This window comes from Microbacterium caowuchunii (genome assembly GCF_008727755.1).
Classification (GTDB): domain Bacteria; phylum Actinomycetota; class Actinomycetes; order Actinomycetales; family Microbacteriaceae; genus Microbacterium; species Microbacterium caowuchunii.
The window spans coordinates 1,640,785-1,667,493 of record NZ_CP044231.1 but is presented as its reverse complement, the minus strand read 5'-3'; the positions used below and the strand labels follow the sequence as shown (position 1 = coordinate 1,667,493).

The window sequence follows — 26,709 nt, the reverse complement described above, 5'->3', positions numbered from 1 at the left end:
GCAATGCTCCGCGTGCTCACGGCCGGCGAATCCCACGGTCCCGAACTCGTCGCCCTCATGGAGGGCCTTCCCGCCGGCGTCCCGATTTCCCGGGCCGCGATACAGGCCGACCTCGCTCGGCGCAAGCTCGGCTACGGCCGCGGCTCGCGCATGAAGTTCGAAGAGGACGAACTGACGCTGTCCACGGGGGTGCGCCACGGCGAATCCCTCGGCAGCCCGATCGCCGTACGGATCGGCAACACCGAGTGGCCCAAGTGGGTCGAGGTGATGAGCGCGGAGCCGGTCGAGCTGACGGAACGTTCACGCGGTCGCGGCGCGCCGCTGACCCGCCCGCGTCCCGGGCACGCCGACCTCGTCGGTATGCAGAAGTACGGCTTCGACGAGGCGCGCCCCATCCTCGAGCGCGCGAGCGCACGCGAGACCGCCGCGCGCGTGGCGCTCGGCGCGATCGCCAGGTCGTTCCTGAGCGAGCTCGGGATCCGGCTGGTGAGCCACACGCTCTCCATCGGGCCGGTCCGCGTCCCCGAGGACGCCGCTGTTCCCGTCCCGGACGACGTCGAGGTCCTCGACGCCGATCCGTTGCGGTGCTTCGACCCGGCCACGTCCGCGCTGATGGTCGCGGAGGTCGACGCGGCGAAGAAGGACGGCGACACGCTGGGCGGCATCGTGGAGGTGCTCGCCTACGGGGTGCCGCCGGGGCTCGGGTCGCACGTGCAGTGGGACCGCAAGCTCGACGCCAAGATCGCCCAGGCGCTCATGAGCATCCAGGCCATCAAGGGGGTCGAGATCGGCGACGGGTTCGAGACCACGCGTCGACGCGGCTCGCAGGCGCACGACGAGCTGTTCGCCTCCGCGGACGGCATCACCCGCTCCAGCGACCGCGCCGGGGGAACCGAGGGCGGCATGTCCACCGGCACGGTCCTGCGGGTGCGCGCCGGGATGAAGCCGATCGCGACCGTGCCGCATGCCCTGCGGACCGTCGACACGACCACGGGCGAAACGGCGGCGGCACACCACCAGCGCTCCGACGTCTGCGCCGTGCCCGCCGCGGGCGTCGTCGCCGAGGCGATGGTGGCGGTCGTCCTGGCCGACGCCGTGCTGGAGAAGTTCGGCGGCGACCACGTCGCGGAGACCCGCCGCAACCTCGAGGCGTACCTCGCCGCCATCCCGGAGACCCTCCGCACGCGTGCGGAGAGCGACCCGGCGCTGCGCACCGATGAACACGCCCGCTGACCCGGCGATCGTGCTCGTCGGCCCGATGGGGGCCGGCAAGACCAGCGTCGGCAAGCGCGTCGCCCGCGCCCTCGGTGTGCCGTTCACCGACACCGACGCCCTCATCGTGCGGGAGCACGGACCGATCCCCGCGCTGTTCCGCAGCGGCGGTGAGGAGCACTTCCGGCGGATCGAGCGCCAGGCCGTGGAACGTGCCCTCTCGGCCGGGGGCGTCGTGTCCCTCGGCGGCGGTTCGGTCCTCGACCCGGACACCCGCGCGGACCTGCGGGCCCACCGCGTCGCCTTCCTGACCGTCAGCCCGGGGATCGTCGCCCATCGGATCGCCGGCGGGTCACGACCGCTCCTGGCCGGCGACGACCCGGTGGCCGAGTGGACCCGCATCTTCACCATCCGCCGCCCCCTCTACGAAGAGGTCGCCGACGCCGTCTTCGACACGTCCCAGGGTCCGCTCTCGGGCGTGGTCGACGGCATCACGTCGTGGGCGCGGACCGCCATCCCGAGAGGAACCCCCGCATGAGCGAGACGACCGTCATCAGCGTCGCCGGCGAGCCCGGATACGACATCTCGATCGGCCGCGACATCCTCGGTCTCGTGGGCGAGGCACTCGCACCGACCGTGAAGAAGGTGCTCGTCGTGCACCCGCCGACCCTGGGCGACCGGGCGAACCGGCTGCGCGAGCAGCTGATCGCGGACGGATCGCGGGAGGTGCTGCTGGCGGAGATCCCGGATGCGGAGCAGGGCAAGCGCATCGAGGTCGCGGCGTTCTGCTGGCAGGTCATGGGCCAGGCCGACTTCACCCGCACCGACGCCGTCGTCGGCTTCGGTGGGGGAGCGGTGACCGACCTCGCCGGTTTCGTGGCGGCCACCTGGCTCCGTGGCGTCCAGGTCGTGCAGGTGCCGACGACCGTCCTGGGTATGGTCGACGCCGCCGTCGGCGGCAAGACGGGTGTCAACACCGCGGAGGGCAAGAACCTGGTCGGCGCGTTCTGGTCGCCCAGCGCCGTCATCTGCGATCTGTCGCTGCTCGACTCACTGTCCAAGAACGAGGCGACGGCCGGGTTCGCCGAGGTCGTCAAGGCGGGGTTCATCTGGTACCCCGAGATCCTCGACCGGATCGAGGCCGAGCCGGAGACGATCGTGGACCCGGCCTCCGCCTCATTCCGGCGGTGTCTGGAACTGGCGATCGAGATGAAGGCGCGCGTGGTGGGGGAGGACTTCCGCGAGGCGGGCCTGCGCGAGGTGCTCAACTACGGGCACACGCTCGGCCACGCCATCGAGCACGCCGAGCGCTACCGCTGGCGCCACGGCGCCGCGATCTCCATCGGCATGGTGTTCGCCGCCGAGCTGTCGCGGTTGGCCGGCCGCCTGTCCGACGAGGCCGCCCAGCGCCACCGCGACATCCTGAACTCGCTGGGTCTTCCCACGACCTACCGTGCGGGCGCGTGGCCGACGCTGCTGGCGACCATGCAGCGGGACAAGAAGTCCCGCGGCGGTCTGCTGCGCTTCATCGTCCTCGACGAGATCGGCCGCCCCACTGTGCTGCAGGCTCCGGACGAGTCCCTGCTGTTCGCCGCGTACCAGGAGGTCGCCGACCAGTAGCTCGGTCCTCCGTCGCGAGGAGGCGGGGTGGTGGCATGGCCCACCCCGCCTCCTCGTGCGTCGTCAGACGGCGGTGGTGGTGCGCTCGGACCGCATCCCCAGCTCGTTCGTGGGCACCTGCCGCGTCTCGCGGGCGGTGAGCGCGCTGGCCGCCGCGATCAGCGAGATCACCGCGGTGAAGATGCTGATCACGACCCAGCCGCCCTGGCTGACGCCACCGAGGGCCGCGACGATGCTCGGGGCGAAGCCCGCCATCAGGAAGCCCAGCTGGGTGCCGATGGCCATGCCGGAGAAGCGGACCCGCGTGCTGAACATCTCGCCGTAGAACGCGGGCCAGACCGAGTTCGCCGCGGCGTAGCCGAACGAGAACGTGGCGATCGCGAGGATGAAGATCAGCGGCGTGTTCCCGCTCGACATCGACAGCATGTAGAACGGCATCAGGGCGGCCGAGGAGAGGGCGCCGTAGATGAAGACGGGCTTGCGTCCGATCCGGTCGGCGAGGCGGCCGAACAACGGCTGCGTGCCCAGGGCGAAGATGTTCGCGACGACCACGAGCCACAAGGTCAAGCTCTCAGCCAGTCCCACCTCTTTGCCGTACGCGAGTGCCAGGTTTCCGAACACGGTGGACACCGCGGCGATGAACGCACAGCAGATCACCCGGATCACGTCGCGCCAGTGGTCCCGCAGGAGCGGGATCAGCGGCATCCGGGCGATGGTGCCCGATGCCTTCGCGGCCTCGAACTCCGGCGTCTCGTGCAGGCTGCGACGGATGAAGTACGCCACGATCACGACGACCGCGCTCAACCAGAACGGCACGCGCCATCCCCAGGAGAACTTGATCTCGTCGGGGAGGGCGACGACGGGGATGAAGATCAGTGCAGCGAGGATCTGACCACCCTGCGTGCCGGTGAGGGTCCAGGACGTGAAGAACGCACGACGGTCGTCCGGCGCATGCTCGAGGGTGAGCGAGGACGCGCCCGCCTGCTCACCGGCGGCCGACAGCCCCTGCAGGAGACGGCACAGCACCAGCAGGATCGGGGCGAACCAGCCGATCTGCTCGAACGTGGGCAGACAGCCGATGATGAAGGTCGAGATGCCCATCAGAAGGAGCGTGAACATGAGCACCTTCTGGCGCCCGATCCGGTCGCCGAAGTGGCCGAGGATCACTGCGCCGAAGGGGCGTGCGATGTAGGCGAACCCGAAGGTGGCGAAGGACATCACGAGGGCCGCCTCGTCGCCGGAGGGGAAGAAGATGACGGGGAAGATGAGGGCGGCTGCGGAACCGAACAGGAAGAAGTCGTAGTACTCGACCGCGCTCCCCATGAAACTGGCGATCGCTGCCCGTACCGGGGTCTTCCGCGGCGCTGCGGTGGTGGACATCGTGGTCTGCTCCTATCAGGCGAGGATCTCGGGTCCGGAGACGAGATCGTGGAATTGGCGGATCATCCGCTGGGGATCCGGGCGTCGCCCGGTGATCAGCTCGAAAGCGTCGACGGCCTGGTGGACCGCCATTCTGCCGCCGTCGAGGGTGACGCAGCCCGCGTCGCGCGCTGCGGAGAGGAACTCGGTCACGAGTGGCCGATAGACGATGTCCGCGACCCACAGGTCGGGTCGCAGCAGCTCCGCCGCGAACGGCATGCCCGGGTGCTCGGCCATCCCCGTCGGAGTGCAGTGCACGACCCCGTCGGAGACCGCCAGAGCGGCGGGGAGGTCCTCCGTCCCGGCGACCTCCACCCGCGCCGCATGGCGTTCGGCGAGATGCGCGGCGAGCTCGCCCGCGCGCATCGGGTCCAGGTCGATGATCGTGAGGTGACGCACGCCCAGGCGCAGCAGCGCGTCGGCGACGGCGGAGCCGGCTCCGCCCGCACCGAGCTGGGTGACGCGGCCCAGCGCAACGCCCGGCATCCCGGTGGCGAACGCCTGCTCGAAACCCGTCGTGTCGGTGTTGTAGCCCACCCGGCCCTCCGGCGTGAACAGGACGGTGTTGACGGCGCCGAGAGCGGCGGCGGTGGGATCCACCCGATCGAGGTGCTCGATCACCCGCTGCTTGCACGGATGCGTGACGTTCACGGCGTCGAAGCCGAGACGCTCGCACCAGGTGAGGATGTCGCCGAGATCGTCGGGGGAGAGCTCCAGCTCGCTCATGTCGATGGGGCGGTAGACGTAGGGGATGCCGAGCGCGGCCGCCTCGGCCATGTGGAGGGGCGGGGTCAGCGACGGCGTCACGCCGGTGCCGATCAGGCCCACCAGGTAGGCGTGCGCGGGACGGTCCGGGCTCACGGGCGACTCCTTCGTGGGCGCACTCGACGACGAGCGCGGATTCCGTGTATGTACTAACTGGTACGTCCAGGATGCGCGCCGAGCGCCCGGCTGTCAACCGGGTCGGACGAGGGGTGTCGCATCTATGTACCGCGTGGTACATTCGCCGCGATGAAGACGTCGATAGCCACGGTCTGCCTGAGCGGAACGCTCTCCGAGAAGCTGCACGCCTGCGCGGCGGCCGGATTCGACGGGGTGGAGATCTTCGAACCGGATCTCGTCGCCGCACCCGAGAGCCCGGCGGAGGTGCGGGCACTCACCGCACGGCTGGGCCTCATGATCGACCTCTACCAGCCCATGCGGGACGTCGAGGGGGTCGATGAGGCGGCGTTCCGCGACGTGCTCCGCCGCGCCGAGGCGAAGTTCGCGCTCATGCGGGAACTGGGCGCGCGCACCGTGCTCTGCTGCAGCAACGTGGCGACCGCCACGATCGACGACGACGCGACCAGCGCGAGCCAGCTGCGGCGGCTGGGGGACGTCGCCGCGCGGTACGGGGTGCGGATCGCGTACGAAGCGCTGGCGTGGGGGAAGTACGTGGACGACTACCGCCGCGCGTGGCGGATCGTGGAGCTGGCCGACCATCCCGCCGTCGGCGTCTGCCTCGACTCCTTCCACATCCTCTCGCGTGGCCACGACCCCGCCGCGATCGAGCGCATCCCGGCGGAGAAGATCTTCTTCCTCCAGCTCGCGGACGCCCCCTCGCTCTCCATGGACGTGCTGTCCTGGAGTCGTCACCACCGGCTCTTCCCGGGGGAGGGGAGCTTCGACCTCGTCGACCTCATGGTGCACGTCGTGCGCGCGGGGTACCGCGGGCCGTGGTCTCTCGAGGTGTTCAACGACACCTTCCGGCAGACGGATCCGGCGCGCACGGCCGTCCATGCCCGCCGGTCCCTCCGCTATCTCGAAGACGCCGTCGCGCGACGGCTCGGTGACACCGCTCCGGACACGCTGGGCGCCCTCCCCGATGCGGGGCAACCGCAGGGCGTCGACTTCGTCGAGATCAAGGCGGAGGACACGTCCGCGATCGAGGCGCTGCTCGGCCAGGCGGGTTTCGTGCCCCGCGGGCGGCACCGCACCAAGCCGGTCACCCTCTGGACGTCCGGACGCGCCCGGGTGGTGCTGAACGAGCAGCATGCCCGCGGCCTCCAGCCGCATCTGTCGGCGATCGGCGTCGCGATGGCCCAGCCGGACGCACTGACCGCCCGGGCGGACGAGCTGGGGACGCCGCGGGCGTACCGGCGCACCTATGCCAGTGAGGAGTCGCTGGGAGCGGCGGTGGCACCCGACGGCACGGAGCTGTACTGGGCGGCCGCGGCATCCGGGGAGCCCGCCTGGGTCGGCGAATTCGAACACGGCACGCCCGGGGTGCCGGGCACGGTCGTCGCGATCGACCACATCAGCCTCACCCTCCCCTGGCAGGTGATCGAGGATGCCGTGCTGTTCTACCGTTCGGTCCTCGGGCTGACCGTCACCGGCTCGACCGATGTGCCCGGTCCGCAGGGTCTGATGCGCAGCCGGGTCATGAGCAGCGAGGACCGGGCCATCCGCCTGCCGCTGAACGTCGCGCCGCCGGTCACGGTCGAGCGGGGGCACACGGCGGGGCTCGCCCAGCACGTCGCCTTCGCCTGCAGCGACGTCGTCGCGCTCGCCCGGGACGCCCGCCGTCGGGGTCTGGAGATCCTGCCCATGCCGGCGAACTACTACGACGACCTCGCCGCGCGCTTCGATCTGCCCGCCCAGGAGCTGTCGCTGCTGCGGGAGCTCGATCTCGCCTACGACCGCGACGCGGACGGCGAGTACCGGCACTTCTACACGCGGACCGTCGGCGAGGTCTTCTTCGAGTTCGTCGAACGCCGGGCGGGGTACGAGGGGTTCGGCGCGGGGACGGCGCCGGTGCGCCTGACCGCCCAGGGGGCGGACGCACGGACTGGTAGCGTGCGCTGGTGACTACTGAGCGCCGCATCCTCCTCGTCAACGGTCCGAACCTGAACCTGCTCGGGACGCGCGAGCCGGAGGTCTACGGCCACGGCACGCTCGCGGACGTGGAGCAGCTCGTCCGCGAGACCGCCGCCGCATCCGGGTTCGAGGTGCGGAGCGTGCAGAGCAACCACGAAGGGGTGCTGATCGACGCGATCCACGCGGCCCGCGAGGACTGCGCGGGGATCGTCATCAACCCGGCGGGGCTCACGCACACCTCTGTCGTGCTCCGGGATGCGCTCAGCGGGGTGGCGCTGCCGGTGGCCGAGGTGCACATCTCCGACGTGTACGCCCGCGAGGAGTTCCGGCATCACTCCTACGTCCGCGACGTCGCGGTCGTGCACGTGATCGGCGAGGGGATCCCCGGGTACGCGGCCGCAGTGAACCGTCTCATCGCGGTGATCACCGGTCAGACCACCTCCTGACCCCCGTTTTTCTCCCGCGAGACTGCATCCTGAGCACGAAACAGCGCGTGACATGGTCCGTTTCGTGCTGCGGATGCAGTCTCGCGGTCTAGAATCGGTGGTCGGGCCGTCCGGACCCGACCGCAGACGAAACGGAAAACTCGACACATGGCATCCACCGCAGACATCAGGAACGGCGTCGTCATCAAGATCGACGGGCAGCTCTGGAGCGTGGTCGAGTTCCAGCACGTCAAGCCCGGCAAGGGCGGCGCGTTCGTGCGCACCAAGCTCAAGAACGTCATGACCGGCAAGGTCGTCGACAAGACCTACAACGCCGGCACGAAGATCGAGATCGAGAACGTGGATCGCCGCGACTTCACCTACCTGTACAACGACGGCGACAGCTTCGTGTTCATGGATGTGGCCGACTACGACCAGATCAACGTCCCGGCCGCCATCGTCGGCGACGCGGCGAACTTCCTCCTGGAGAACCAGCAGGTCCAGATCGCCCTCAACAACGGCAACCCGCTCTACGTCGAGCTCCCGGCCTCGGTCGTGCTGGAGATCACCTACACCGAGCCGGGCCTGCAGGGCGACCGCTCCTCCGCCGGCACCAAGCCCGCCACGGTGGAGACCGGATACGAGATCCAGGTGCCGCTGTTCGTGGAGGCCGGCACCAAGGTCAAGGTGGACACCCGCACGGGCGACTACCTCGGCCGCATCAACTGACGCGTGGGCGCTCGGAGCAAGGCGCGCAAGCGCGCCCTCGACATCCTCTTCCAGGCCGACGTGCGCGGTGACGACCTCGGCGTGATCCTGGCCGCGGAGGCGCAGCGCGCCGCCAGCGAACCCGCACGTCAGGCGTCCTGGCTGTACGCCCGCGACATCGTCGACGGCGTCATCGACCATCAGGACGAGATCGACGAGCAGATCGTCACGCACGCCCGCGACTGGAAGCTCGAGCGGATGCCGGCGGTCGACCGTGCGGTGCTGCGCATCGGCGTCTGGGAGGCGCTGTACAACGACGAGATCCCGGTCGCCGTGGCGATCGACGAGGCGGTGGAGCTGGCCAAGGAGTTCTCCACCGACGAGGCGGGGTCCTTCGTGCACGGCGTCCTGGCACGGATCGCGCGCGCGGGCTGACGGCCACCCACGACCCGGGCAGGCCCATGAGCACCCGACGCGGGAACGACGAGCGGGAGGCGCCGACCTGGCGCACCCTGCTCGGTCCCGCTGCCGTGCCCGCCACGTCGCCGCTCGCACTGGGCGTCGAACTGCGTCAGCGCGAATCCGCGGACGCCGCCCACTGGGGTCCGCGCCGCGTCGAAGCCGTGACCCCGCGCGGGCTCGCCCGCGACCAGCGCGACCTGCTCGTCGGGCTCCGGCCCCTCGTACGCAGCACCGGCACCGGGGCGTGGGTCAAGTCCGACGTCTCCTGGGAGGCGCTGCGCCGCGGTTCCGACCGCTGGGATGCGGCGCAGGTGCGCTGGTTCACGGATCTCCACGCGCTCGCCCGGGACGTGCGCGTGCTGGGCGGGTTCACCGACGTGTCCGAATGGCTCACGCTCGACACGATCGAGTCCTCGCTGCTCTGGGTGCATCTCGCGAGCGCCGCGACGGTGGGCATCCCGCTCGTGTCCACCCGCAAGGATCTGGCGGTGACGCTCGCCGATGAGGCGTCGGTGCAGGTCGAGCTCGGACGGACGGAGGGGGGAGGCCTGCGTCTGGCGGCCCGCATCCACATCGCGGGTGAGGAGACGGACCCCGCCCACGTCCGCCTGGTCGGACGCTCGGGGATCTACGCCTTCGCGCCGGAGGGGCCGGCGACCCGGCTGACCCTCGCCCCCGCAGCCCTCGGGGACGCCGCGCGAGCCGCGATCGAGGCCGGCGCCCCCATCGAGGTGCCGCAGGCGGAGACCACCGAGTTCCTGCGGGAGGCCTACCCGCGTCTGGCACGGCGCGGCGAGCTCGTCCCGGCCCCCGGAGCAGCGCTACCGCCGCTGCCCGGGTCGAGCCTCGTGCTGAGCGTGGATTTCCGTCCCGATGACGAGGTCCGCTACCTCCTGCGCTGGCTGCGCCCGGGCCACCCCCGGGCGGCCTACGTCTCCGCTCCGGACGAGGACGGGCTCCGGTCCGGTGTGCCCGGCGACGCAACCGACGCGGAGGCCGCGCTGCGCGCCACCGTGGAACAGACCTGGGCCGTGGACGTCGATCTGCCCTGGGCGCCCGAGGCGACACTGCAGGGCGTCGACGCGGCCGAGTTCGTCACGCACGCGATGCCCGCCCTGGAGGCGCTGGACGGCGTGCGCGTGGAGGTGACCGGGACGCCCCGGCGATACCGGGAGCTGACCGGCGACCCCCGGATCACCGTCAAGACCGTCGAGACCCCGGATGCGGACTGGTTCGACCTCGGCATCATGGTCGAGCTCGACGGCCGCCGCATCCCCTTCACCCCCTTGTTCCGCGGTCTGGCGCTGCGCCGCAAGAAGCTGCTCCTCGCGGACGGGGGCTACTTCTCCCTCGCCCATCCCGCCCTCGACCGGCTCCGGGAGCTGATCGACGAGGCCGCGGAGCTGAAGGAGTGGGATGCCGGGCCCCGGATCAGCCGGTACCAGACCGCGCTCTGGGAGGACTTCGAGGACCTCGCCGACGAGGCGGAGCCCGCCGTCTCCTGGCGGGAGACCGTGCAGGGGCTGCGGAATGCGGAGGGCGTCCAGCCCACGTCCTTGCCTCACGCGCTGTCCGCGACCCTGCGTCCGTACCAGCGCGCCGGGTTCGACTGGCTGGCTTTCCTGTGGCGGCACCGCCTCGGCGGGATCCTGGCCGACGACATGGGCCTCGGGAAGACGCTGCAGATCCTGGCGCTGATCGCGCACACCCGGGAGGCGGGGGAGCGGCGGCCCTTCCTCGTCCTCGCGCCCACCTCGGTGCTCGGGACCTGGCGCAGCGAGGCCGCCCGGTTCACCCCCGATCTGGTCGTCGAGGTGGTCGACGCGACGGCCGCGAGCCGTGGGCGCGGTGCGGCGGATGCGGCGAGGACGGCGGACATCGTCGTCACGTCCTACACGCTGCTCCGGCTGGACGAGCGCGAGTATGCCGGCGTGGACTGGGCGGGCCTCGTCCTGGACGAAGCGCAGTTCGTGAAGAACGCGAAGACCAAGCTGCACCGGGCGGTGCACGCCCTCCGCGCGGACGTCACGATCGCGGTCACCGGGACGCCCCTGGAGAACGGCCTCACCGAACTGTGGGCGCTGCTCTCCCTCACCGCGCCCGGGCTCTTCCCGTCCGCGCGACGCTTCCGCGAGGAGTACGTGGGGCCGATCGAGAAGGGCAAGGTCCCGGAGAACGTCGAGGGGGGAGCGTACCGGGCCCGCCGGCTGGAACGGCTGCGCCGCCGCATCCGCCCCCTGGTCCTGCGCCGGACCAAGGAGAACGTCGCCGCAGAGCTCCCCCCGAAGCAGGAGCAGTCCGTCGAGCTGGAGCTCTCGCCCGCGCACCGCGCGCTGTACGACACGGTGCTCCAGCGGGAGCGGCGGAAGGTCCTCGGCCTGCTGGACGACCTCGACCGCAACCGGTTCATCGTCTTCCGGTCGCTCACGCTGCTCCGGATGCTGAGCATCGCCCCGGTCCTGGTCGACCCGGCGCACGCCGGGATCGGATCGAGCAAGCTGGACGCGCTCCTCGAGCAACTGCAGGAGGTGGTGGCCGAGGGGCATCGCACGCTCGTCTTCAGCCAGTTCACGAGCTTCCTCGCCCTCGCCGCGGAACGGCTGGCCGCGGCGGGGATCCCCTACGCCTACCTGGACGGCTCGACCCGCCGCCGTGAGGACGTCATCGCGGGCTTCCGCGCCGGGGACGCGCCGGTGTTCCTCATCAGTCTCAAAGCCGGCGGATTCGGGCTGACGCTGACCGAAGCGGACTACGTCTTCCTCCTCGACCCGTGGTGGAACCCCGCGGCGGAGGCGCAGGCGATCGACCGGACCCACCGCATCGGTCAGGAGCGCACGGTCATGGTCTACCGCCTCATCGCCGCCGGGACGATCGAGGAGAAGGTCATGGAGCTGCAGCGGCGCAAGGCGCGGCTGTTCCGTGCGGTGATGGACGACGACGAGCTGTTCGGACAGGCGCTGACGGCAGAGGACATCCGCGCGCTGCTGGCGTGACCCGACCCGCCGGGAGCGCGCATTTTCCACGGCGGTCCTGACCGCGCACTCAGGAGACGGTCCCTAGACTCGTCTGCGGAAAGGACTCTCTATGCGCATCACGGGTCTCGGCCACGCGGGTATGTTCATCGAAACGGCGGGCGGCAGCATCCTCTGCGACCCCGTGGTGAAGTCATCCTTCTTCGGCTCCTGGTTCGTCTTCCCCGACAACCGTGCCCTGGACTGGGAGCGGTTCGGCAAGGCGGACATGCTGTACATCTCGCACCGCCACCGCGACCACTTCGACCCGTGGCTGCTGCAGCAGTACGTGAGTCCCGACATCGAGGTCCTCCTTCCGGACTACCCGACGGACGAGCTCGAACAGGACCTGCGGGCCCTGGGCTTCCACAACATCACCTACACGCACGCGGGCGAGATCATCGAGCGCGGGGATCTGCGTCTCATGGTCACCCCGCTGCGCGCACCGAGCGACGGCCCGATCGGCGATTCCAGCCTCTCCGTGGACGACGGCACCGCGTCGATCCTGAACCAGAACGACTCGCACCCGCTCGACCTCGAGAAGCTGCTGTCCTTCTCCAAGCCCGAGGCGTACTTCACGCAGTTCTCCGGCGCCATCTGGTGGCCGATGGTCTACGACCTGCCCCAGGATGCCAAGCAGAACTTCGCACACCTGAAGCGTGAAGCCCAGCACAAGCGGGCGATGTACTACATCGAGAAGGTCGACGCCCCGCACGTGTTCCCCATGGCGGGACCGCCCATGTTCCTGCGTGACGAGCTGTTCCGCTACAACGGCCTGGGCCGCGAGAACGACTCGATCTTCACGGATCAGGCCGAGTTCCTCGCCCGCCTCGCCGAGGAGGCGCCCCGGTACGAGGGGCACATGTTCATCCCCGGGACCGTCATCGAGATGGACCACGGCGACATGACCGTCACGCAGACGCTGTACTCGGAGTCCGAGATCGAGCGGATTTTCGCCGACAAGTGGGGCTATCTCGAGCAGCAGCGCGCGTCCCGCCAGGAGGAGATCGCCGCCGAGGTGGCATCCCGTTCCGCGATCATGCCGCCGCAGGAGATGCTCGCCGCGCTCAAGGAATGGTGGGAGCCGCTCCTGCGTCGCGCCCGCATCATCCGCAACGGCGTCGGCGGGAACGTCCGCTTCCGGATCGGCGAGCTCGACATGGTCGTCGACTTCCCGAAGGCGAAGGTGCGCGAATACGCGGGGGAGGAGTGCGTGTACTGGTACACCATCCCCGCCGACCTCGTCTCCACCAACATCGCCGACCACGAGATCGACTGGTCGAACTCGATCTTCCTCTCGATGCAGTTCGAGGTCGGTCGCAGCGGAAAGTTCAACGAGTTCCTCACCACCTTCCTCAAGTGCCTGTCCCGCGACCGGATCGAGTACGTGGAGAACTGGTATGCGGAGCAGTCGGACCAGTCCGAGGATGCCGAGATCGGCGACTGGACCGTGCAACGGCGGTGCCCGCACCTGCGTGCCGACCTGACCAAGACGGGAAAGATCGAGGACGGGGTCCTCACCTGCTCCCTGCACGACTGGAAGTGGGACCTCACGAGCGGCCGCTGCCTCACGACGCAGGGTCACCCCATCCGCGCGCATCTGGGCACGGGAGCGGAGAACATCGGCGCCACCGCCTCCGCGAGCGTCCCGAGCTGAGGACGCCTCCGGGCCCCCGTGGTTCGCCCGCGGCGGCGAGCACAACGACGGGGATCCGTCTCGACACGCCGTGCCCGAGCGGCACCGGCGGGCGTGTCACCGACGATCTGTGCCGTTCTGCCCGGAGGGATGCGGAGGATGCGGCGACACCCGACTCGGCCGGGCGCCGGGCTTGATAGGCTGGGAGGATAACCACAGCAACCTTTAATCCCGTCCGGAGAGGCGGAGAAGGGAGCGGCGGATGAGCACGCGTACCGTGCTGCATGAGGCCGACATCGCACGAGCCCTGACTCGGATCGCCCACGAGATCCTCGAGTCCAACAAGGGCTCCGCCGACCTGGTGATCCTCGGGATCCCGACGCGAGGAGTCGCGCTCGCGCGGCGCATCGCCGCACTGGTCGCCGAGTTCGGCGGCGGCATCGTCCCGGTCGGGTCCCTGGACGTCACGATGTACCGGGACGACCTCGCACAGAACCCCACCCGCGCCCCGCAGCGGACCGAGATCCCGGACGGTGGCATCGAGGGGAAGACCGTGGTGCTGGTCGACGACGTCCTCTTCTCCGGACGCAGCATCCGTGCCGCCCTCGATGCGCTCCAGGACATCGGCCGTCCCGCCGCGGTGCGCCTGGCGACGCTCATCGACCGGGGCCACCGCGAGCTGCCCATCCGCCCCGACTTCGTCGGCAAGAACCTGCCGAGCGCGCGCGAAGAGCGCGTCAACGTACGCCTGGCCGAGGTCGACGGGCTCGAAGAAGTGACGATCGAGTCGTGAGGCACCTCCTCGACACCCGCTCGCTGTCCCGCGTGGACGCCCTCCGCATCCTCGACGTCGCGGAGGACATGGCCGACACGCAACGTCGTGAGGTCAAGAAGCTCCCGACCCTCCGCGGCAAGACCGTCGTGAACCTCTTCTTCGAGGACTCCACGCGGACGCGGATCTCCTTCGAGGCGGCGGCCAAGCGCCTCTCCGCGGACGTCATCAACTTCTCCGCGAAGGGGTCCAGCGTCTCGAAGGGGGAATCGCTGCAGGATACGGCGCAGACCCTCCAGGCGATGGGCGCCGATGCCGTCGTCATCCGCCACGGTGCCTCCGGCGCGCCGCGCACCCTGGCCACGAGCGGGTGGATCACCGCCGGAGTGGTCAACGCCGGCGACGGGACGCACGAGCACCCCACTCAGGCCCTGCTCGACGCGTTCACCATCCGCAAGCGCACCTATGGCGAGGACAGCCGTGGCCGGGACCTGGCGGGGCTGCACGTCACGATCGTCGGTGACATCCTGCATTCCCGGGTCGCCCGCTCGAACGTCTGGCTGCTGCACACGCTCGGTGCGCGCGTCACCCTGGTCGGTCCGCCCACCCTGATCCCGCAGGACGTGAGTGCCTGGCCTGCGCGGGTCGACTACGACCTGGACGCCGCCATCGCGGAGCGTCCGGATGCGCTCATGATGCTGCGCATCCAGCTCGAACGCATGAACGCCGCCTATTTCCCGACCGAACGCGAGTACGCCCGGGCGTGGGGACTGGACGCGGCGCGTCTGGCCGCGCTCCCGCCCGATAGCATTGTGATGCACCCCGGACCCATGAACAGGGGACTCGAGATCTCCGCCGCTGCGGCGGACTCGCCCCGGTCCACCGTGCTCGAGCAGGTGACCAACGGTGTGTCCGTGCGGATGGCTGCGCTGTACCTGCTCTTGTCGGGCGAACGCACAGACGAAGAGAAGGAGGACGCACGATGAGCGAAGTCTTCCTCATCCGTGGAGCACGCATCGAAGGGGCCTCCGGCGCGGACATCCTCCTCGCCGACGGACGGATCGCCGAGGTGGGCACGGGGCTGAGTCGAGCGGGTGCGACCGTGGTCGACGCCGACGGGCTCGTCGCCCTGCCCGGCCTCGTCGACCTGCACACGCACCTGCGTGAACCCGGCTACGAGGCGTCCGAGACGATCCTGAGCGGTTCGCAGGCCGGCGCCGCGGGCGGCTACACCGCACTGTTCGCGATGCCGAACACGAGCCCCGTCGCCGACACCGCCGGCGTCGTCGAGCAGGAACTCGCCCTCGGCGAGGCGGCCGGGTACGTCACCGTGCAGCCCATCGGCGCCGTCACCGTCGGTCAGAAGGGCGAGCGTCTGGCCGAGCTCGGCGCGATGGCGCACTCGCGTGCGCGGGTGCGCGTCTTCAGCGACGACGGCTTCTGCGTGTGGGACCCGCTGATCATGCGGCGCGCGCTGGAGTACGTGAAGGCGTTCGGCGGCGTCATCGCGCAGCACGCGCAGGACCCGCGTCTGACCGAGGGTGCGCAGATGAACGAGGGGAGCGTGTCCGCCGAGCTGGGACTGGCCGGATGGCCGGCCGTCGCCGAAGAGGCGATCATCGCCCGCGACGTCCTGCTCGCCGAGCACGTGGGATCCCGTCTGCACGTGTGCCATCTGTCCACCGCCGGTTCCGTCGACATCATCCGCTGGGCCAAGAAGCGCGGCATCGCCGTGACGGCGGAGGTGACCCCGCACCACCTGCTGCTCACGGAGGAGCTCGTGCGCGGCTACGACGCCCGCTTCAAGGTCAACCCGCCGCTCCGCCGCGACGAGGACGTGCAGGCTGTGCGGGCCGGTCTCGCCGACGGCACGATCGACATCGTCGCCACCGACCATGCGCCGCATCCGGCGGAGGCGAAGGCGTGCGAGTGGCACGCGGCCGCCAACGGGATGGTGGGACTCGAGAGCGCCCTGCGGGTCGTGCAGCACTCGGTGGTCGACACCGGGCTGCTCGACTGGGCGGACGTCGCCCGGGTCATGAGCCGCACCCCGGCCCGCATCGGCAGCCTCGACGGACACGGACGGACGATCGCCGCGGGGGAGCCTGCCCACCTCGTCCTGCACGACCCGGCGGCCGGCGGCACCTTCACGACGGACGATCTGCACGGTCGGAGCGTGAACTCGCCGTACCTCGGCCGCGACCTGCCCGGGTCCACCCGCTGGACCTTCCACGCCGGTCGCGCCACCTGGCGCGACGGATCCCTGACCCCGCCCGAGGAGCGTGCATCGTGAGTCAGGAAGGCGCGCTGCTGGTCATCGTCGCCGTCGCGATCCTGCTCATCGGACTCATGGGCCTCGGCTGGTGGCGACGATCCCGGCGCGACAGTGCGCTGGCCGCCCCGTTCGGCTCCGTCCCGGCGGAAGCCGCGGTGCGGGGGACCTATCCGGGCCTGTACGTCGCCACGACCGTGCACGGGGAGCCCCTGGAACGCCTGGCCGTCCGCGGGCTCGGGTTCCGCGCCAAGGCGCAGCTCACCGTGACGGATGCGGGTACCGAACTCGCGCTCACCGGTCAGGAACCGATCTTCCTCCGACGAGAGCGGATCATCGCGGCCGAGCAGGCCACCGTGACGATCGACCGAGTGGTCGAGCGGGACGGACTGCTCCGGCTGACCTGGCTGCTGGAGGACGGCACCCGAGCGGACTCCTACTTCCGGCCCCAGACCACCACGGCGCGCACCGTCGCAGCCGCCATCGACTCGACACTCACCCCCCACACTCCGACGGGAACCGACGCATGACCCTCTTCCGTACCGGCCCGGCCGCCCTCGTCCTCGAGGACGGCACGCGCTTCACCGGCCGCGCATACGGCGCGACCGGCACGACACTCGGCGAGGTCGTCTTCGCCACCGGCATGACCGGTTACCAGGAGACGCTCACCGACCCCTCCTACGCAGGCCAGATCGTCCTCCAGACCGCGCCCCACATCGGGAACACCGGCATGAACGCCGAGGACCCCGAGTCGCGGCGGATCTGGGTCGCCGGCTACATCGTCCGCGACCCCTCCCGCGTGGTCTCGAACTGGCGGGCGGACGAGTCCCTCGACGAGGCCCTCGAAGCCGACGGCATCGTCGGCATCAGCGGCATCGACACCCGCGCGGTCACCCGCCACATCCGCTCCGCCGGCAGCATGCGCGGCGGGATCTTCTCCGGCGACGCGGCCTCGCTCGACCCGGATGAGCAGCTCCGGATCGTGCGCGAGGCGCCAGAGATGACCGGCCGGAACCTCTCCGGCGAGGTCTCCGTCACCGAGGTGCAGGTCACGCCGGCGACCGGTGAGCGCATCGGCAACCTCGCCGTGCTCGACCTCGGCGTGAAGCAGGCCACGATCCTCAACCTCGCCGAGCGCGGCTTCGACGTGCACGTGCTCCCGCAGTCCGCCACGATCGAGGACATCAGGGCGATCGAGCCGGTCGCCGTGTTCTACTCGAACGGGCCGGGGGACCCCGCCGCGTCGGAAGGGCACGTGGATCTGCTCCGCTCGGTGCTCGACGATCGGCTGCCGTTCTTCGGCATCTGCTTCGGCAACCAGCTGCTCGGCCGTGCACTCGGCTACGGCACCTACAAGCTGCCCTTCGGCCACCGCGGGATCAACCAGCCGGTCCTGGACCGCCAGACGGGCCGGGTCGAGATCACGGCGCACAACCACGGGTTCGCCGTGGACGCGCCCATCGACGAGACCTCCGACAGCCCGCACGGCTACGGCCGCGTCGAGGTCAGCCACGTCGGTCTCAACGACAACGTCGTGGAGGGCCTGCGGGCCCTCGACATCCCCGCGTTCTCCGTCCAGTACCACCCGGAGGCCGCCGCGGGACCCCACGACGCCAACTACCTCTTCGACCGCTTCGCCCAGCTGGTGCGCGACGACCTGAGCAAGAAAGCCCCGAATGCCTAAGCGCGACGACATCCGTTCCGTCCTCGTCATCGGCTCCGGCCCGATCGTGATCGGCCAGGCCTGCGAGTTCGACTACTCCGGCACCCAGGCGTGCCGCGTGCTGCGCGCCGAGGGGGTGCGCGTCATCCTCGTCAACTCCAACCCGGCGACGATCATGACGGACCCCGATTTCGCCGACGCCACCTACATCGAGCCGATCACCTGGCAGGTCATCGAGACCATCATCGCCAAGGAGAAGCCCGACGCGATCCTGCCCACCCTGGGTGGTCAGACCGCGCTCAACGCGGCCATCGACCTGCACAACCACGGGATCCTGGAGAAGTACGACGTCGAGCTCATCGGCGCGAACTTCGAGGCGATCAACAAAGGCGAGGACCGCCAGATCTTCAAGCAGCTCGTGCTGGACGCGGGCGCGGATGTGGCAGCCTCGCGCATCGCGCACACGATGGACGAGGTCCTCGCCGCCGCCGACGAGCTCGGCTACCCGCTGGTCGTGCGCCCGTCGTTCACGATGGGCGGCCTCGGCTCCGGATTCGCGTACGACGAAAAGGACCTGCGCCGCATCGCCGGAGCGGGCCTGCGCGACTCGCCGACCACGGAGGTGCTGCTCGAGGAGTCGATCCTCGGGTGGAAGGAGTACGAGCTCGAGCTCATGCGCGACACCGCCGACAACACGGTCGTCGTCTGCTCCATCGAGAACGTCGACCCGGTCGGCGTACACACCGGCGACTCGATCACGGTGGCGCCCGCGCTCACCCTGACCGACCGCGAGTACCAGAAGCTCCGCGACATCGGCATCGACATCATCCGCGCCGTGGGCGTCGACACCGGCGGCTGCAACATCCAGTTCGCGATCAACCCCGCCGACGGCCGCATCATCGTCATCGAGATGAACCCCCGGGTGTCGCGGTCCTCCGCGCTGGCGTCGAAGGCGACGGGCTTCCCGATCGCCAAGATCGCGGCCAAGCTCGCCATCGGGTACCGCCTGGACGAGATCCCCAACGACATCACCAAGGTGACGCCCGCGAGCTTCGAGCCGACCCTGGACTACGTCGTCGTCAAGGTGCCGCGGTTCAACTTCGAGAAGTTCCCCGCGGCGGACACCACCCTCACCACCACCATGAAGTCGGTCGGCGAGGCCATGGCGATCGGGCGCAACTACGCGACAGCGCTGCAGAAGGCGCTGCGTTCGCTCGAGAAGCGCGGCTCCAGCTTCCACTGGGGCGAGGAGACCCGCTCCGTCGAGGAATTGCTCGAGATCGCGAAGACCCCGACGGACGGCCGGATCGTCGTGCTCCAGCAGGCGATGCGCAAGGGCGCCACGATCGAGCAGGCATTCGAGGCGACCGCCATCGACCCCTGGTTCCTCGACCAGATCGCGCTCATCAACGAGGTCGCGGAGTTCGTCCGCACCGCCGCCGAGCTCGACGTCGAGGTGCTCCGCGTGGCGAAGGAGCATGGCTTCAGCGACGCGCAGATCGCCGAGCTCCGCGGACTCACCGAGGTCGAGGTGCGCGGCGTCCGGCACGGCCTGGACCTGCGCCCCGTCTACAAGACGGTCGACACCTGCGCGGGTGAGTTCCCGGCTCTCACCCCGTACCACTACTCGAGCTACGACCAGGAGACCGAGGTCGCCCCCTCCGACCGCACCAAGGTCGTCATCATCGGGTCCGGCCCCAACCGCATCGGTCAGGGTGTCGAGTTCGACTACTCCTGCGTGCACGCGTCCTTCGCGCTGTCGGACGCGGGTTACGAGACCGTCATGGTCAACTGCAACCCGGAGACGGTCTCCACCGACTACGACACCAGCGACCGGCTCTACTTCGAGCCGCTGACGCTCGAGGACGTCCTGGAGGTGCTGCACGCGGAGAGCCGTTCCGGCGAGATCCTCGGCGTGATCTGCCAGCTCGGCGGGCAGACGCCCCTCGGCCTCGCGAAGGGCATCGAGCAGGCTGGATACCGCATCCTCGGCACGAGCCCCGCGGCGATCGACCTCGCCGAGGAACGCGAGCTGTTCTCGCGTCTGCTCGACGAGGCCGGCCTGGTCGCGCCGCGCAGCGGCACCGCGATCGACGTCGACGGAGCCGTGACGATCGCGGAGGAGATCGGCTACCCGGTGCTCGTCCGGCCGAGCTTCGTGCTCGGTGGTCGCGGCATGGAGATCGTGTACGACACCCCGAGCCTGCGCGACTACTTCGTGCGCGTCGCCGACCAGGCCATCATCGGCCCCGGTCTCCCGCTCCTGGTCGACCGCTTCCTCGACGACGCGATCGAGCTGGACGTCGACGCGCTGTACGACGGCGAGGAGCTCTACGTCGGCGGCGTGATGGAGCACCTTGAGGAGGCCGGCATCCACTCCGGCGACTCGAGCTGCACCCTGCCCCCGATGAGCCTCGGGCGCGCGGACGTGGACCGTGTCCGCGACGCGACGCTGGCGATCGCCGAAGGCGTCGGCGTGCGGGGTCTGCTGAACGTGCAGTTCGCCATCAGCGCCGGCGTGCTGTACGTGATCGAGGCGAACCCGCGCGCCAGCCGCACCGTCCCGTTCGTGTCGAAGGCCCTCGGCATCCCGCTCGCCAAGGCCGCCGCCCGCATCATGGCGGGATCGAGCATCGACCAGCTGCGCGAGGAGGGGCTGCTCCCGCTCCAGGACGGTTCGCGGGTGCCGCTGGATGCTCCGGTCGCCGTCAAGGAGGCCGTCCTGCCCTTCAAGCGCTTCCGCACGAAGGACGGGCAGACGGTCGACTCGGTCCTCGGACCGGAGATGCGCTCGACCGGTGAGGTCATGGGCATCGACCGCGACTTCCCGACCGCCTTCGCCAAGAGCCAGGACGCCGCGTACGGCGGGATGCCGCTGACCGGAACCGTGTTCATCTCGGTCGCCGACTCGGACAAGCGGGCGGTCATCCTCCCCGCCCACCGTCTGCAGGAGCTCGGCTACACGCTCGTCGCCACGGAGGGAACCGCCGAGGTCCTCGCCCGCAACGGCATCCGCGTCGAGGTCGTGAACAAGTACTCCGCCACGCAGGCCAGCGGCGAGGAGAACATCGTCGACCTGATCAACGACGGCCGCATCGACATGGTCGTGAACACCCCGAGCGGCGGCTCGGCACGCGCCGACGGGTACGAGATCCGCGCGGCCGCGGTCGCCGGTGACAAGGCGCTGTTCACCACGATGGCGGTCCTCGGTGCCGCGGTGAGCGCCCTGCCCGTGCTGCGTCACGGCTTCGAGGTCCGGAGCCTGCAGGAGTACGCGGCGGACCGGGCGGCGCGGACGTGATCGGTTTCGGCGAGCGGGTCCGGGCGGCGATCGCCGCCCGGGGCCGCCTGTGCGTGGGCATCGACCCGCATCCCGGGCTGCTCGAGGTGTGGGGGCTTCCGCAGGACGCCGCGGGCGTGCGCGAGTTCGGTCTTCGCGTCGTTGATGCGGCGGCCGGACGCGTGGGCGTGGTCAAGCCGCAGGTCGCCTTCTTCGAACGCCACGGCTCGGCCGGGTTCGCCGCCCTGGAGGACGTGCTGGCCTCCGCCCGCGCGGCGGGGCTGCTCGTCATCGCCGATGCCAAGCGGGGTGACATCGGTTCCACGATGGACGCCTACGCACGGGCATGGCTGACCCCCGGGTCGCCGCTGGAGGCCGACGCGCTCACGGTCAACCCGTACCTGGGTGTCGGTGCACTCACCGACACCATGGAGCTCGCACGCTCATCGGGGAAGGGCCTGTTCGTGCTCGCCGCGACGAGCAACCCCGAGGCCGGCACCCTTCAGCGCGCCGAGGCCGTGGACGGCGAGACGGTCGCCGGTACGGTCCTGGCCGAGGTGGCTGCCGACAACGAGCTCCACACCCCGGCAGGGGAGTGGGGGGCCATCGGGCTCGTCGTCGGTGCGACCGTCGACCGCATCCGGGCGGGACTGGGCAGCGGCATGACGCCGCCCGCACCGATCCTCGCGCCCGGGTTCGGGCACCAGGGGGCGCGACTGGCGGACCTCGGGGATCTGTTCGGCGACTTCGCCGAGACCGTCCTCGCGAACGAGAGCCGCGGCGTGCTCGGCGGTGGACCGGACGAGCTCGTCGAGCGGATCGCGGCGCGTCGCGCGGAGCTGGGGGAGAGCGCATGAGCGAGCGCCCCACCCCGCCCGAGGTCGATCGTGCCGCAGCGTCCAGGAAGGCCGTCGCGGCCCGCCGCGCCCGCGCATCGCTGAAGCGCGACATCGCCACCCGAGTGGTCTCCCCGCAGGAGGTGCTGCGGCAGGCCGAGGCCGACGCCGCCTCCCCGGCCGGGACGCTGCGCATCACGGACTTCCTGACGGCGCTGCCCGCCATCGGCGAGAGCAAACGCGACCGCATCCTGGATGGTCTGGGCATCTCGCCGGTCAAGCGCCTCGGCGGGCTCGGTGCGCGCCAGCGCCGCGCCCTGGCCGCGTGGCTCGAGGAGCGCTTCCCGGAGCCCCGCGCCCGTGACGCGCGGAGCCGCCTGATCGTGCTCGCCGGCCCCACCGCGGTCGGCAAGGGCACGGTCGCCGCGCACATCAAGGAGCACCATCCGGAGATCCTCCTGTCCGTCTCCGCGACGACCCGCAAGCCCCGTCCGGGCGAGGTCGACGGAGAGCACTACTACTTCGTCGACGACGCCGGTTTCGACGACCTGATCGCCCGCGGTGAGCTCCTCGAGTACGCCACGGTGCACAACGCGCACCGGTACGGGACCCCGAGGGCTCCCATCGAGAAGGCCCTCGCCGAGGGCCGGAGCGTCCTGCTGGAGATCGACCTGCAGGGGGCACGTCAGGTGCGCGACGCCGCACCGGATGCCACCCTCGTGTTCCTGCTGCCGCCGAGCTGGGACGAACTCGTCCAGCGACTCGTCGGTCGCGGCACCGAGGACGACGAGGAACGCGCACGCCGGCTGCGTACCGCGAAGGTGGAATTGGCCTCGCAGAACGAGTTCGATTACCGCGTCGTCAACGCCGAAGTCGCCGATGCGGCACGGGAGGTCGTAGAATTGACGAAGGCCTCCCCGCGTCCGTCCTGACGGCGACGCTTCCAGCCCACACTCACCGCCACCCCGAACCAGGAGGTTTCGCCATGGCAGGGACCAATCAGGGCATCATCGAGCCCCCCATCGACAGCTTGCTCGAGAAGGTCGACTCCAAGTACCAGCTCGTGATCTACGCATCCAAGCGTGCGCGCCAGATCAACGACTACTACTCCGACCTGCACGAGGGGAACCTCTTCGACAATGTCGGCCCGCTCGTCGACTCGACGATCGAGGACAAGCCGCTCACGATCGCGCTCCACGAGATCCACGAGGACAAGCTGCGCCTGCGGCACGTCGAGTAATTTTCGTTCTGCAGCGTGGCCCCGTGACATCCGTGTCCGGGGCCGCGCGCATGATGGGCGGCATGGTCCGCCGCCAGTGGGAGTACCGATGACCGAGTTGCGCCTGTTCACGTCCGAGTCCGTCACCGAGGGGCACCCCGACAAGATCTGCGACCAGATCTCGGACAGCATCCTCGATGCGATCATCGCGGACGATCCGAACGGTCGCGTCGCCGTCGAGACCCTGGTCACGACCGGCCTCGTGCACGTGGCGGGCGAGGTGTCGACCCGCGCGTACGTCGAGATCCCCGCTCTCGTCCGCGACGTGGTCAACCGCATCGGCTACACCTCGAGCGAGACCGGTTTCGACGGGGACTCCTGCGGTGTGAGCGTTTCGATCGGGGCGCAGTCCTCCGACATCGCCGCGGGCGTGAACCGCGCGTTCGAACAGCGCGAAGGACGCTCGGTCGACCCGCGCGACGAGCAGGGCGCGGGGGACCAGGGCATCATGTTCGGGTTCGCCACCAACGAGACTCCGCAGTTCATGCCCATGGCGGCGTGGACGGCGCACCGGATGGCGGAGCGGCTGGCCGACGCGCGCCGGTCCGGCGAGCTGCCCTTCCTGCGTCCCGACGGCAAGACCCAGGTCACCCTCGGATACGAGGGGCACGTGCCCAGGACGGTCGACTCGGTCGTGCTGTCGACGCAGCACCACCCCGACATCAGCCAGGAGGAGCTGCGCGCCCAGGTGCGGGCGGTCGTCATCGACCCTGTCCTCGCCACGACCGGTCTCGACCTGCCCGACGTGCAGTACTACATCAACCCGGCAGGCCCGTTCGTCATCGGTGGTCCGAAGGGCGACGCCGGGCTGACCGGCCGGAAGATCATCATCGACACCTACGGCGGGGCGGCGCGCCACGGGGGTGGCGCCTTCAGCGGGAAGGACCCCTCGAAGGTGGACCGTTCCGCGGCGTACGCGATGCGCTGGGTGGCCAAGAACGCGGTCGCCGCCGGACTCGCCGACCGCCTCGAGGTCCAGGTCGCGTACGCCATCGGAAAGGCGAAGCCGGTGGGACTGTACGTGGAGAGCTTCGGCACCGCACACGTGAGCGACGAGGCGATCACGCGGGCGATCCTGGACGTGTTCGACCTGCGTCCCAAGGCCATCATCGACCAGCTCGACCTGCTGCGGCCGATCTACGCCGCGACGGCCGCCTACGGGCACTTCGGCCGTGAGCTGCCCGAATTCACGTGGGAGCGCCTCGACCGCGTCGAGGAGCTGCGCGCCGCCGCCGGGCTCTGACGTGCTCGACGAGGCCGGGTCGGCCGTCGCCGCCCGTCCGATAGCCCGGGTGCTGCTGGAGAGTCCGCTCCCTCAGCTGGACCGCCTGTTCGACTACGCCGTCCCCCCGCACCTGGACGCCGACGCACAGCCCGGTGTCCGCATCCGGGTGCCGTTGCGCAGCGCGGGTCGCATCGTGGACGGCTTCGTCATCGCGCGCGGTATCGCGGAGCCCGCCGACCGTCCCCTGTCGGAGCTCGAGGCGGTCGTCTCTCCCGTCCCCGTGCTGCCCCCGGGCCTCTACGACCTCGCGCGTCGGCTCGCCGACCGCGCAGCCGGGTCCGCCGCCGACATCCTGCGACTGGCGGTGCCGCGCCGGATGGTGCGCGCCGAGAAGGCCTGGATGCAGCGCGAGCAGCCCGAGACGCCGGCCGTGGACCCGGTGGCGGTCCGTGCCGCGGAGGACGTCCTCGATGCCTTCCCGACCCTGCGCGCCGGAATCCTGGCAGGCGAACGCCTGGCGGTCGGCGCCCCCGCGAAGCCGGTCGTCATCTCCGAGGATCGCACCGTCGGGGCATGGGCGGTGCTCCTCGCAGCGGCGGCGACGGTGACGCTCGCCGCCGGACGCAGCGCCGTCATCGTCGTCCCCGACCACCGGGACCAGGAACAGGTGCTCACGGCATTGCGCGAGCGGGTGCCGGAGGATGCCCTGGTGCCCGTCGATGCCCGCCAGTCGGGACCCGCCCGCTACGCCGCGTACCTCCGCACCCTCGCCGAGGCGCCCTGCATCGTCGTCGGTAATCGCTCCGCCGTGTACGCCCCGGCGGCGCGGACCGGCCTGGTCGTGGTCTGGGACGACGGGGATCCGCTCCTGTCCGAACCGCTCAGTCCCGGTGTGCATGCGCGGGATGCGGCCCTCGTCCGGCAGGAGGCCGAGGGCTCGGCGCTCCTCATCGCCGGGCACACCCGCACGACCGACGTGGAGCGTCTCGTGGCGATCGGATGGGTGCGCGACGTCGAACCGGCACGTCGGTTCACCCCCCGTGTCGTGCTGACGGCGACCTCGGACTCGCCGGCGCAGGCGCGCATACCCTCGAGCGCCTTCACCGCCGTCCGGGAGGCCCTCGCCGCCGGACCGGTGCTCGTGCAGGTGTCCCGCCCCGGGTACGCCCCCGTCGTCGTCTGCTCCTCCTGCCGCACCCCGGCGCGGTGCGTCCACTGCACCGGTCCGTTGCGGGTGCGCGCCCAGGGTCGTGCACCGGAGTGCGCGTGGTGCGGCCGGGGGATCGCCGGCTGGCGCTGCGGTCACTGCGAGGGCACCGAGATGCGCCTGGCCTCCTCGGGCAGCGAGCGGACGGCCGACGAACTGGGCCGCGCCTTCCCGAACACGCGCGTCATCCTGTCCGACGGCGAGCACCCCCTGACCCGGGTCGACGGCCGCCCCGCGCTCGTCGTGGCGACCCGGGGCGCCGAGCCGATCGCGGAAGGCGGGTACCGCGCCGTCCTGCTCCTGGACGGGGACCGGATGCTGCTCGCCGAGGACCTGCGCATCACCGAGTCGTGCCTGCGCTGGTGGTCGAACGCGGCCGCCCTCGCGGCGCCGGGCTCTCCGGTGCTGCTCACCGGCGTGACCGGAGCCGTCGCGCGCGCACTGGCCACGTGGTCGCAGCCCGCCTACGCGCGCGCACAGCTGGCGGAACGGGCCCCGCTGAAGATGCCGCCCACCGTCCGTGTCGCCGTGGTCGAGGGGACCCGTCCGTCCCTCGACGCGGCTCTCGGCGCGCTGGCGCGTGACGTCCACGCGCTGACCGCCGACGCCGTGGTCGGTCCCGTCGTCATCCCGGGGGAGGACCCCCCGCGCTACCGTGCGCTGGTGCGGTTCGACTACGCGCTGGGCAAGCCTGTCACGCAGACGCTGCGCGCCGCGGTCATCGCCGATGCCGTCCAGGCGCGCAAGGGCCGGCGCCGGGGGCCCGGCGCGCCGCGGAATACACTCAGAGTGCGGGTCGACGTGCCCGATCCCGATCTATGAGGAG

At 70.6% G+C, this 26,709-nt stretch carries 21 protein-coding genes and 1 pseudogene; 20 read left to right on the top strand and 2 right to left on the bottom strand.

Going from position 1 to position 26,709, the window contains the following annotated elements; all coding sequences use genetic code 11:
- Nucleotides 1-3: 3 nt before the first annotated feature.
- The 3 genes from aroC to aroB are packed head-to-tail and all read left to right on the top strand — an operon-like array spanning nucleotide 4 to nucleotide 2,832.
- The gene (aroC, locus tag F6J84_RS07925) at nucleotides 4-1,233 is read left to right on the top strand and encodes a chorismate synthase (RefSeq protein WP_150972804.1); all 1,230 of its coding nucleotides are present in this window, start codon (nucleotides 4-6) and stop codon (nucleotides 1,231-1,233) included.
- Complete coding sequence (locus F6J84_RS07920) at nucleotides 1,217-1,750, top strand: shikimate kinase (RefSeq protein ID WP_150972802.1); 534 nt, start codon at nucleotides 1,217-1,219, stop codon at nucleotides 1,748-1,750. Before aroC ends, F6J84_RS07920 begins: the two co-directional genes overlap by 17 nt.
- Nucleotides 1,747-2,832 carry a 3-dehydroquinate synthase gene (gene aroB / locus F6J84_RS07915; protein ID WP_150972800.1) on the top strand — a complete coding sequence of 362 codons (1,086 nt, stop codon included), beginning with the start codon at nucleotides 1,747-1,749 and terminating at the stop codon, nucleotides 2,830-2,832. The genes F6J84_RS07920 and aroB overlap by 4 nt, the downstream gene beginning before the upstream one ends.
- 63 nt (nucleotides 2,833-2,895) lie before the next feature.
- Here aroB and F6J84_RS07910 read toward each other — a convergent pair whose 3' ends face one another.
- Entirely contained in the window at nucleotides 2,896-4,212 is a 1,317-nt protein-coding gene (locus F6J84_RS07910) for an MFS transporter (protein ID WP_150972798.1), read from the bottom strand.
- 15 nt (nucleotides 4,213-4,227) lie between these two features.
- Nucleotides 4,228-5,112, bottom strand: coding sequence for a shikimate dehydrogenase (locus F6J84_RS07905; RefSeq protein ID WP_150972796.1), 885 nt, complete (start codon nucleotides 5,110-5,112; stop codon nucleotides 4,228-4,230).
- Nucleotides 5,113-5,262: 150 nt separating this feature from the next.
- On the opposite strand from F6J84_RS07905, the gene F6J84_RS07900 reads away from it, so the two are divergent.
- The 17 genes and pseudogenes from F6J84_RS07900 to F6J84_RS07820 all read left to right on the top strand — a co-directional run bounded on the left by F6J84_RS07900 (nucleotide 5,263) and on the right by F6J84_RS07820 (nucleotide 26,705).
- The gene (locus tag F6J84_RS07900) at nucleotides 5,263-7,098 is read left to right on the top strand and encodes a bifunctional sugar phosphate isomerase/epimerase/4-hydroxyphenylpyruvate dioxygenase family protein (protein ID WP_150972794.1); all 1,836 of its coding nucleotides are present in this window, start codon (nucleotides 5,263-5,265) and stop codon (nucleotides 7,096-7,098) included.
- Complete coding sequence (gene aroQ, locus F6J84_RS07895; RefSeq protein ID WP_150972792.1) at nucleotides 7,095-7,553, top strand: type II 3-dehydroquinate dehydratase; 459 nt, start codon at nucleotides 7,095-7,097, stop codon at nucleotides 7,551-7,553. Before F6J84_RS07900 ends, aroQ begins: the two co-directional genes overlap by 4 nt.
- A 147-nt stretch (nucleotides 7,554-7,700) precedes the next feature.
- The gene (gene efp, locus F6J84_RS07890) at nucleotides 7,701-8,261 is read left to right on the top strand and encodes an elongation factor P (protein ID WP_150972790.1); all 561 of its coding nucleotides are present in this window, start codon (nucleotides 7,701-7,703) and stop codon (nucleotides 8,259-8,261) included.
- A 3-nt stretch (nucleotides 8,262-8,264) separates the two neighbouring features.
- Entirely contained in the window at nucleotides 8,265-8,675 is a 411-nt protein-coding gene (gene nusB, locus F6J84_RS07885) for a transcription antitermination factor NusB (RefSeq protein ID WP_150892539.1), read from the top strand.
- A gap of 26 nt (nucleotides 8,676-8,701) precedes the next feature.
- A complete protein-coding gene (locus F6J84_RS07880) occupies nucleotides 8,702-11,695 on the top strand; it encodes a DEAD/DEAH box helicase (RefSeq protein ID WP_150972788.1) in 2,994 nt (997 codons plus the stop codon).
- Between the two features lie 91 nt (nucleotides 11,696-11,786).
- Complete coding sequence (locus F6J84_RS07875; protein WP_150972786.1) at nucleotides 11,787-13,370, top strand: Rieske 2Fe-2S domain-containing protein; 1,584 nt, start codon at nucleotides 11,787-11,789, stop codon at nucleotides 13,368-13,370.
- Between the two features lie 238 nt (nucleotides 13,371-13,608).
- Nucleotides 13,609-14,142: pseudogene (gene pyrR, locus F6J84_RS07870) on the top strand (bifunctional pyr operon transcriptional regulator/uracil phosphoribosyltransferase PyrR); the annotation flags it as partial.
- The gene (locus F6J84_RS07865) at nucleotides 14,139-15,107 is read left to right on the top strand and encodes an aspartate carbamoyltransferase catalytic subunit (RefSeq protein WP_150892535.1); all 969 of its coding nucleotides are present in this window, start codon (nucleotides 14,139-14,141) and stop codon (nucleotides 15,105-15,107) included. The pseudogene pyrR and the gene F6J84_RS07865, both read left to right, overlap by 4 nt.
- On the top strand, nucleotides 15,104-16,414 hold the full coding sequence (locus F6J84_RS07860) for a dihydroorotase (RefSeq protein WP_150972782.1): 1,311 nt from the start codon (nucleotides 15,104-15,106) through the stop codon (nucleotides 16,412-16,414). The genes F6J84_RS07865 and F6J84_RS07860 overlap by 4 nt, the downstream gene beginning before the upstream one ends.
- A complete protein-coding gene (locus F6J84_RS07855) occupies nucleotides 16,411-16,923 on the top strand; it encodes a PH-like domain-containing protein (protein ID WP_150972780.1) in 513 nt (170 codons plus the stop codon). The genes F6J84_RS07860 and F6J84_RS07855 overlap by 4 nt, the downstream gene beginning before the upstream one ends.
- Nucleotides 16,920-18,077, top strand: a complete 1,158-nt coding sequence (gene carA, locus F6J84_RS07850; RefSeq protein WP_150972778.1) for a glutamine-hydrolyzing carbamoyl-phosphate synthase small subunit — start codon at nucleotides 16,920-16,922, stop codon at nucleotides 18,075-18,077. Before F6J84_RS07855 ends, carA begins: the two co-directional genes overlap by 4 nt.
- A complete protein-coding gene (gene carB, locus F6J84_RS07845; protein ID WP_150972775.1) occupies nucleotides 18,070-21,357 on the top strand; it encodes a carbamoyl-phosphate synthase large subunit in 3,288 nt (1,095 codons plus the stop codon). The genes carA and carB overlap by 8 nt, the downstream gene beginning before the upstream one ends.
- A complete protein-coding gene (pyrF, locus tag F6J84_RS07840; RefSeq protein ID WP_150972773.1) occupies nucleotides 21,354-22,193 on the top strand; it encodes an orotidine-5'-phosphate decarboxylase in 840 nt (279 codons plus the stop codon). The genes carB and pyrF overlap by 4 nt, the downstream gene beginning before the upstream one ends.
- Nucleotides 22,190-23,104: a guanylate kinase gene (gene gmk / locus F6J84_RS07835; protein ID WP_150972772.1), complete on the top strand. Its 915-nt coding sequence runs from the start codon at nucleotides 22,190-22,192 to the stop codon at nucleotides 23,102-23,104. Before pyrF ends, gmk begins: the two co-directional genes overlap by 4 nt.
- A gap of 53 nt (nucleotides 23,105-23,157) precedes the next feature.
- Complete coding sequence (gene rpoZ / locus F6J84_RS07830; protein ID WP_150972770.1) at nucleotides 23,158-23,412, top strand: DNA-directed RNA polymerase subunit omega; 255 nt, start codon at nucleotides 23,158-23,160, stop codon at nucleotides 23,410-23,412.
- A gap of 88 nt (nucleotides 23,413-23,500) precedes the next feature.
- Nucleotides 23,501-24,694, top strand: a complete 1,194-nt coding sequence (gene metK / locus F6J84_RS07825) for a methionine adenosyltransferase (protein WP_150972768.1) — start codon at nucleotides 23,501-23,503, stop codon at nucleotides 24,692-24,694.
- Nucleotide 24,695: 1 nt separating this feature from the next.
- Nucleotides 24,696-26,705 (top strand): primosomal protein N' family DNA-binding protein, encoded by a 2,010-nt coding sequence (locus tag F6J84_RS07820; RefSeq protein WP_191905611.1) that lies wholly within the window; start codon nucleotides 24,696-24,698, stop codon nucleotides 26,703-26,705.
- The last annotated feature ends 4 nt before the right edge of the window (nucleotides 26,706-26,709 follow it).

Bases quoted from the DNA above. Each gene is read 5' to 3' on its own strand.
- aroC (WP_150972804.1), top strand. From the start codon at position 4: ATGCTCCGCGTGCTCACGGCCGGCGAATCCCACGGTCCCGAACTCGTC.
- carA (WP_150972778.1), top strand. From the start codon at position 16,920: ATGACCCTCTTCCGTACCGGCCCGGCCGCCCTCGTCCTCGAGGACGGC.
- F6J84_RS07860 (WP_150972782.1), top strand. From the start codon at position 15,104: ATGAGCGAAGTCTTCCTCATCCGTGGAGCACGCATCGAAGGGGCCTCC.
- F6J84_RS07920 (WP_150972802.1), top strand. From the start codon at position 1,217: ATGAACACGCCCGCTGACCCGGCGATCGTGCTCGTCGGCCCGATGGGG.
- aroB (WP_150972800.1), top strand. From the start codon at position 1,747: ATGAGCGAGACGACCGTCATCAGCGTCGCCGGCGAGCCCGGATACGAC.
- gmk (WP_150972772.1), top strand. From the start codon at position 22,190: ATGAGCGAGCGCCCCACCCCGCCCGAGGTCGATCGTGCCGCAGCGTCC.
- F6J84_RS07880 (WP_150972788.1), top strand. From the start codon at position 8,702: ATGAGCACCCGACGCGGGAACGACGAGCGGGAGGCGCCGACCTGGCGC.
- F6J84_RS07910 (WP_150972798.1), bottom strand. From the start codon at position 4,212: ATGTCCACCACCGCAGCGCCGCGGAAGACCCCGGTACGGGCAGCGATC.
- F6J84_RS07900 (WP_150972794.1), top strand. From the start codon at position 5,263: ATGAAGACGTCGATAGCCACGGTCTGCCTGAGCGGAACGCTCTCCGAG.
- carB (WP_150972775.1), top strand. From the start codon at position 18,070: ATGCCTAAGCGCGACGACATCCGTTCCGTCCTCGTCATCGGCTCCGGC.
- efp (WP_150972790.1), top strand. From the start codon at position 7,701: ATGGCATCCACCGCAGACATCAGGAACGGCGTCGTCATCAAGATCGAC.
- rpoZ (WP_150972770.1), top strand. From the start codon at position 23,158: ATGGCAGGGACCAATCAGGGCATCATCGAGCCCCCCATCGACAGCTTG.
- metK (WP_150972768.1), top strand. From the start codon at position 23,501: ATGACCGAGTTGCGCCTGTTCACGTCCGAGTCCGTCACCGAGGGGCAC.
- F6J84_RS07875 (WP_150972786.1), top strand. From the start codon at position 11,787: ATGCGCATCACGGGTCTCGGCCACGCGGGTATGTTCATCGAAACGGCG.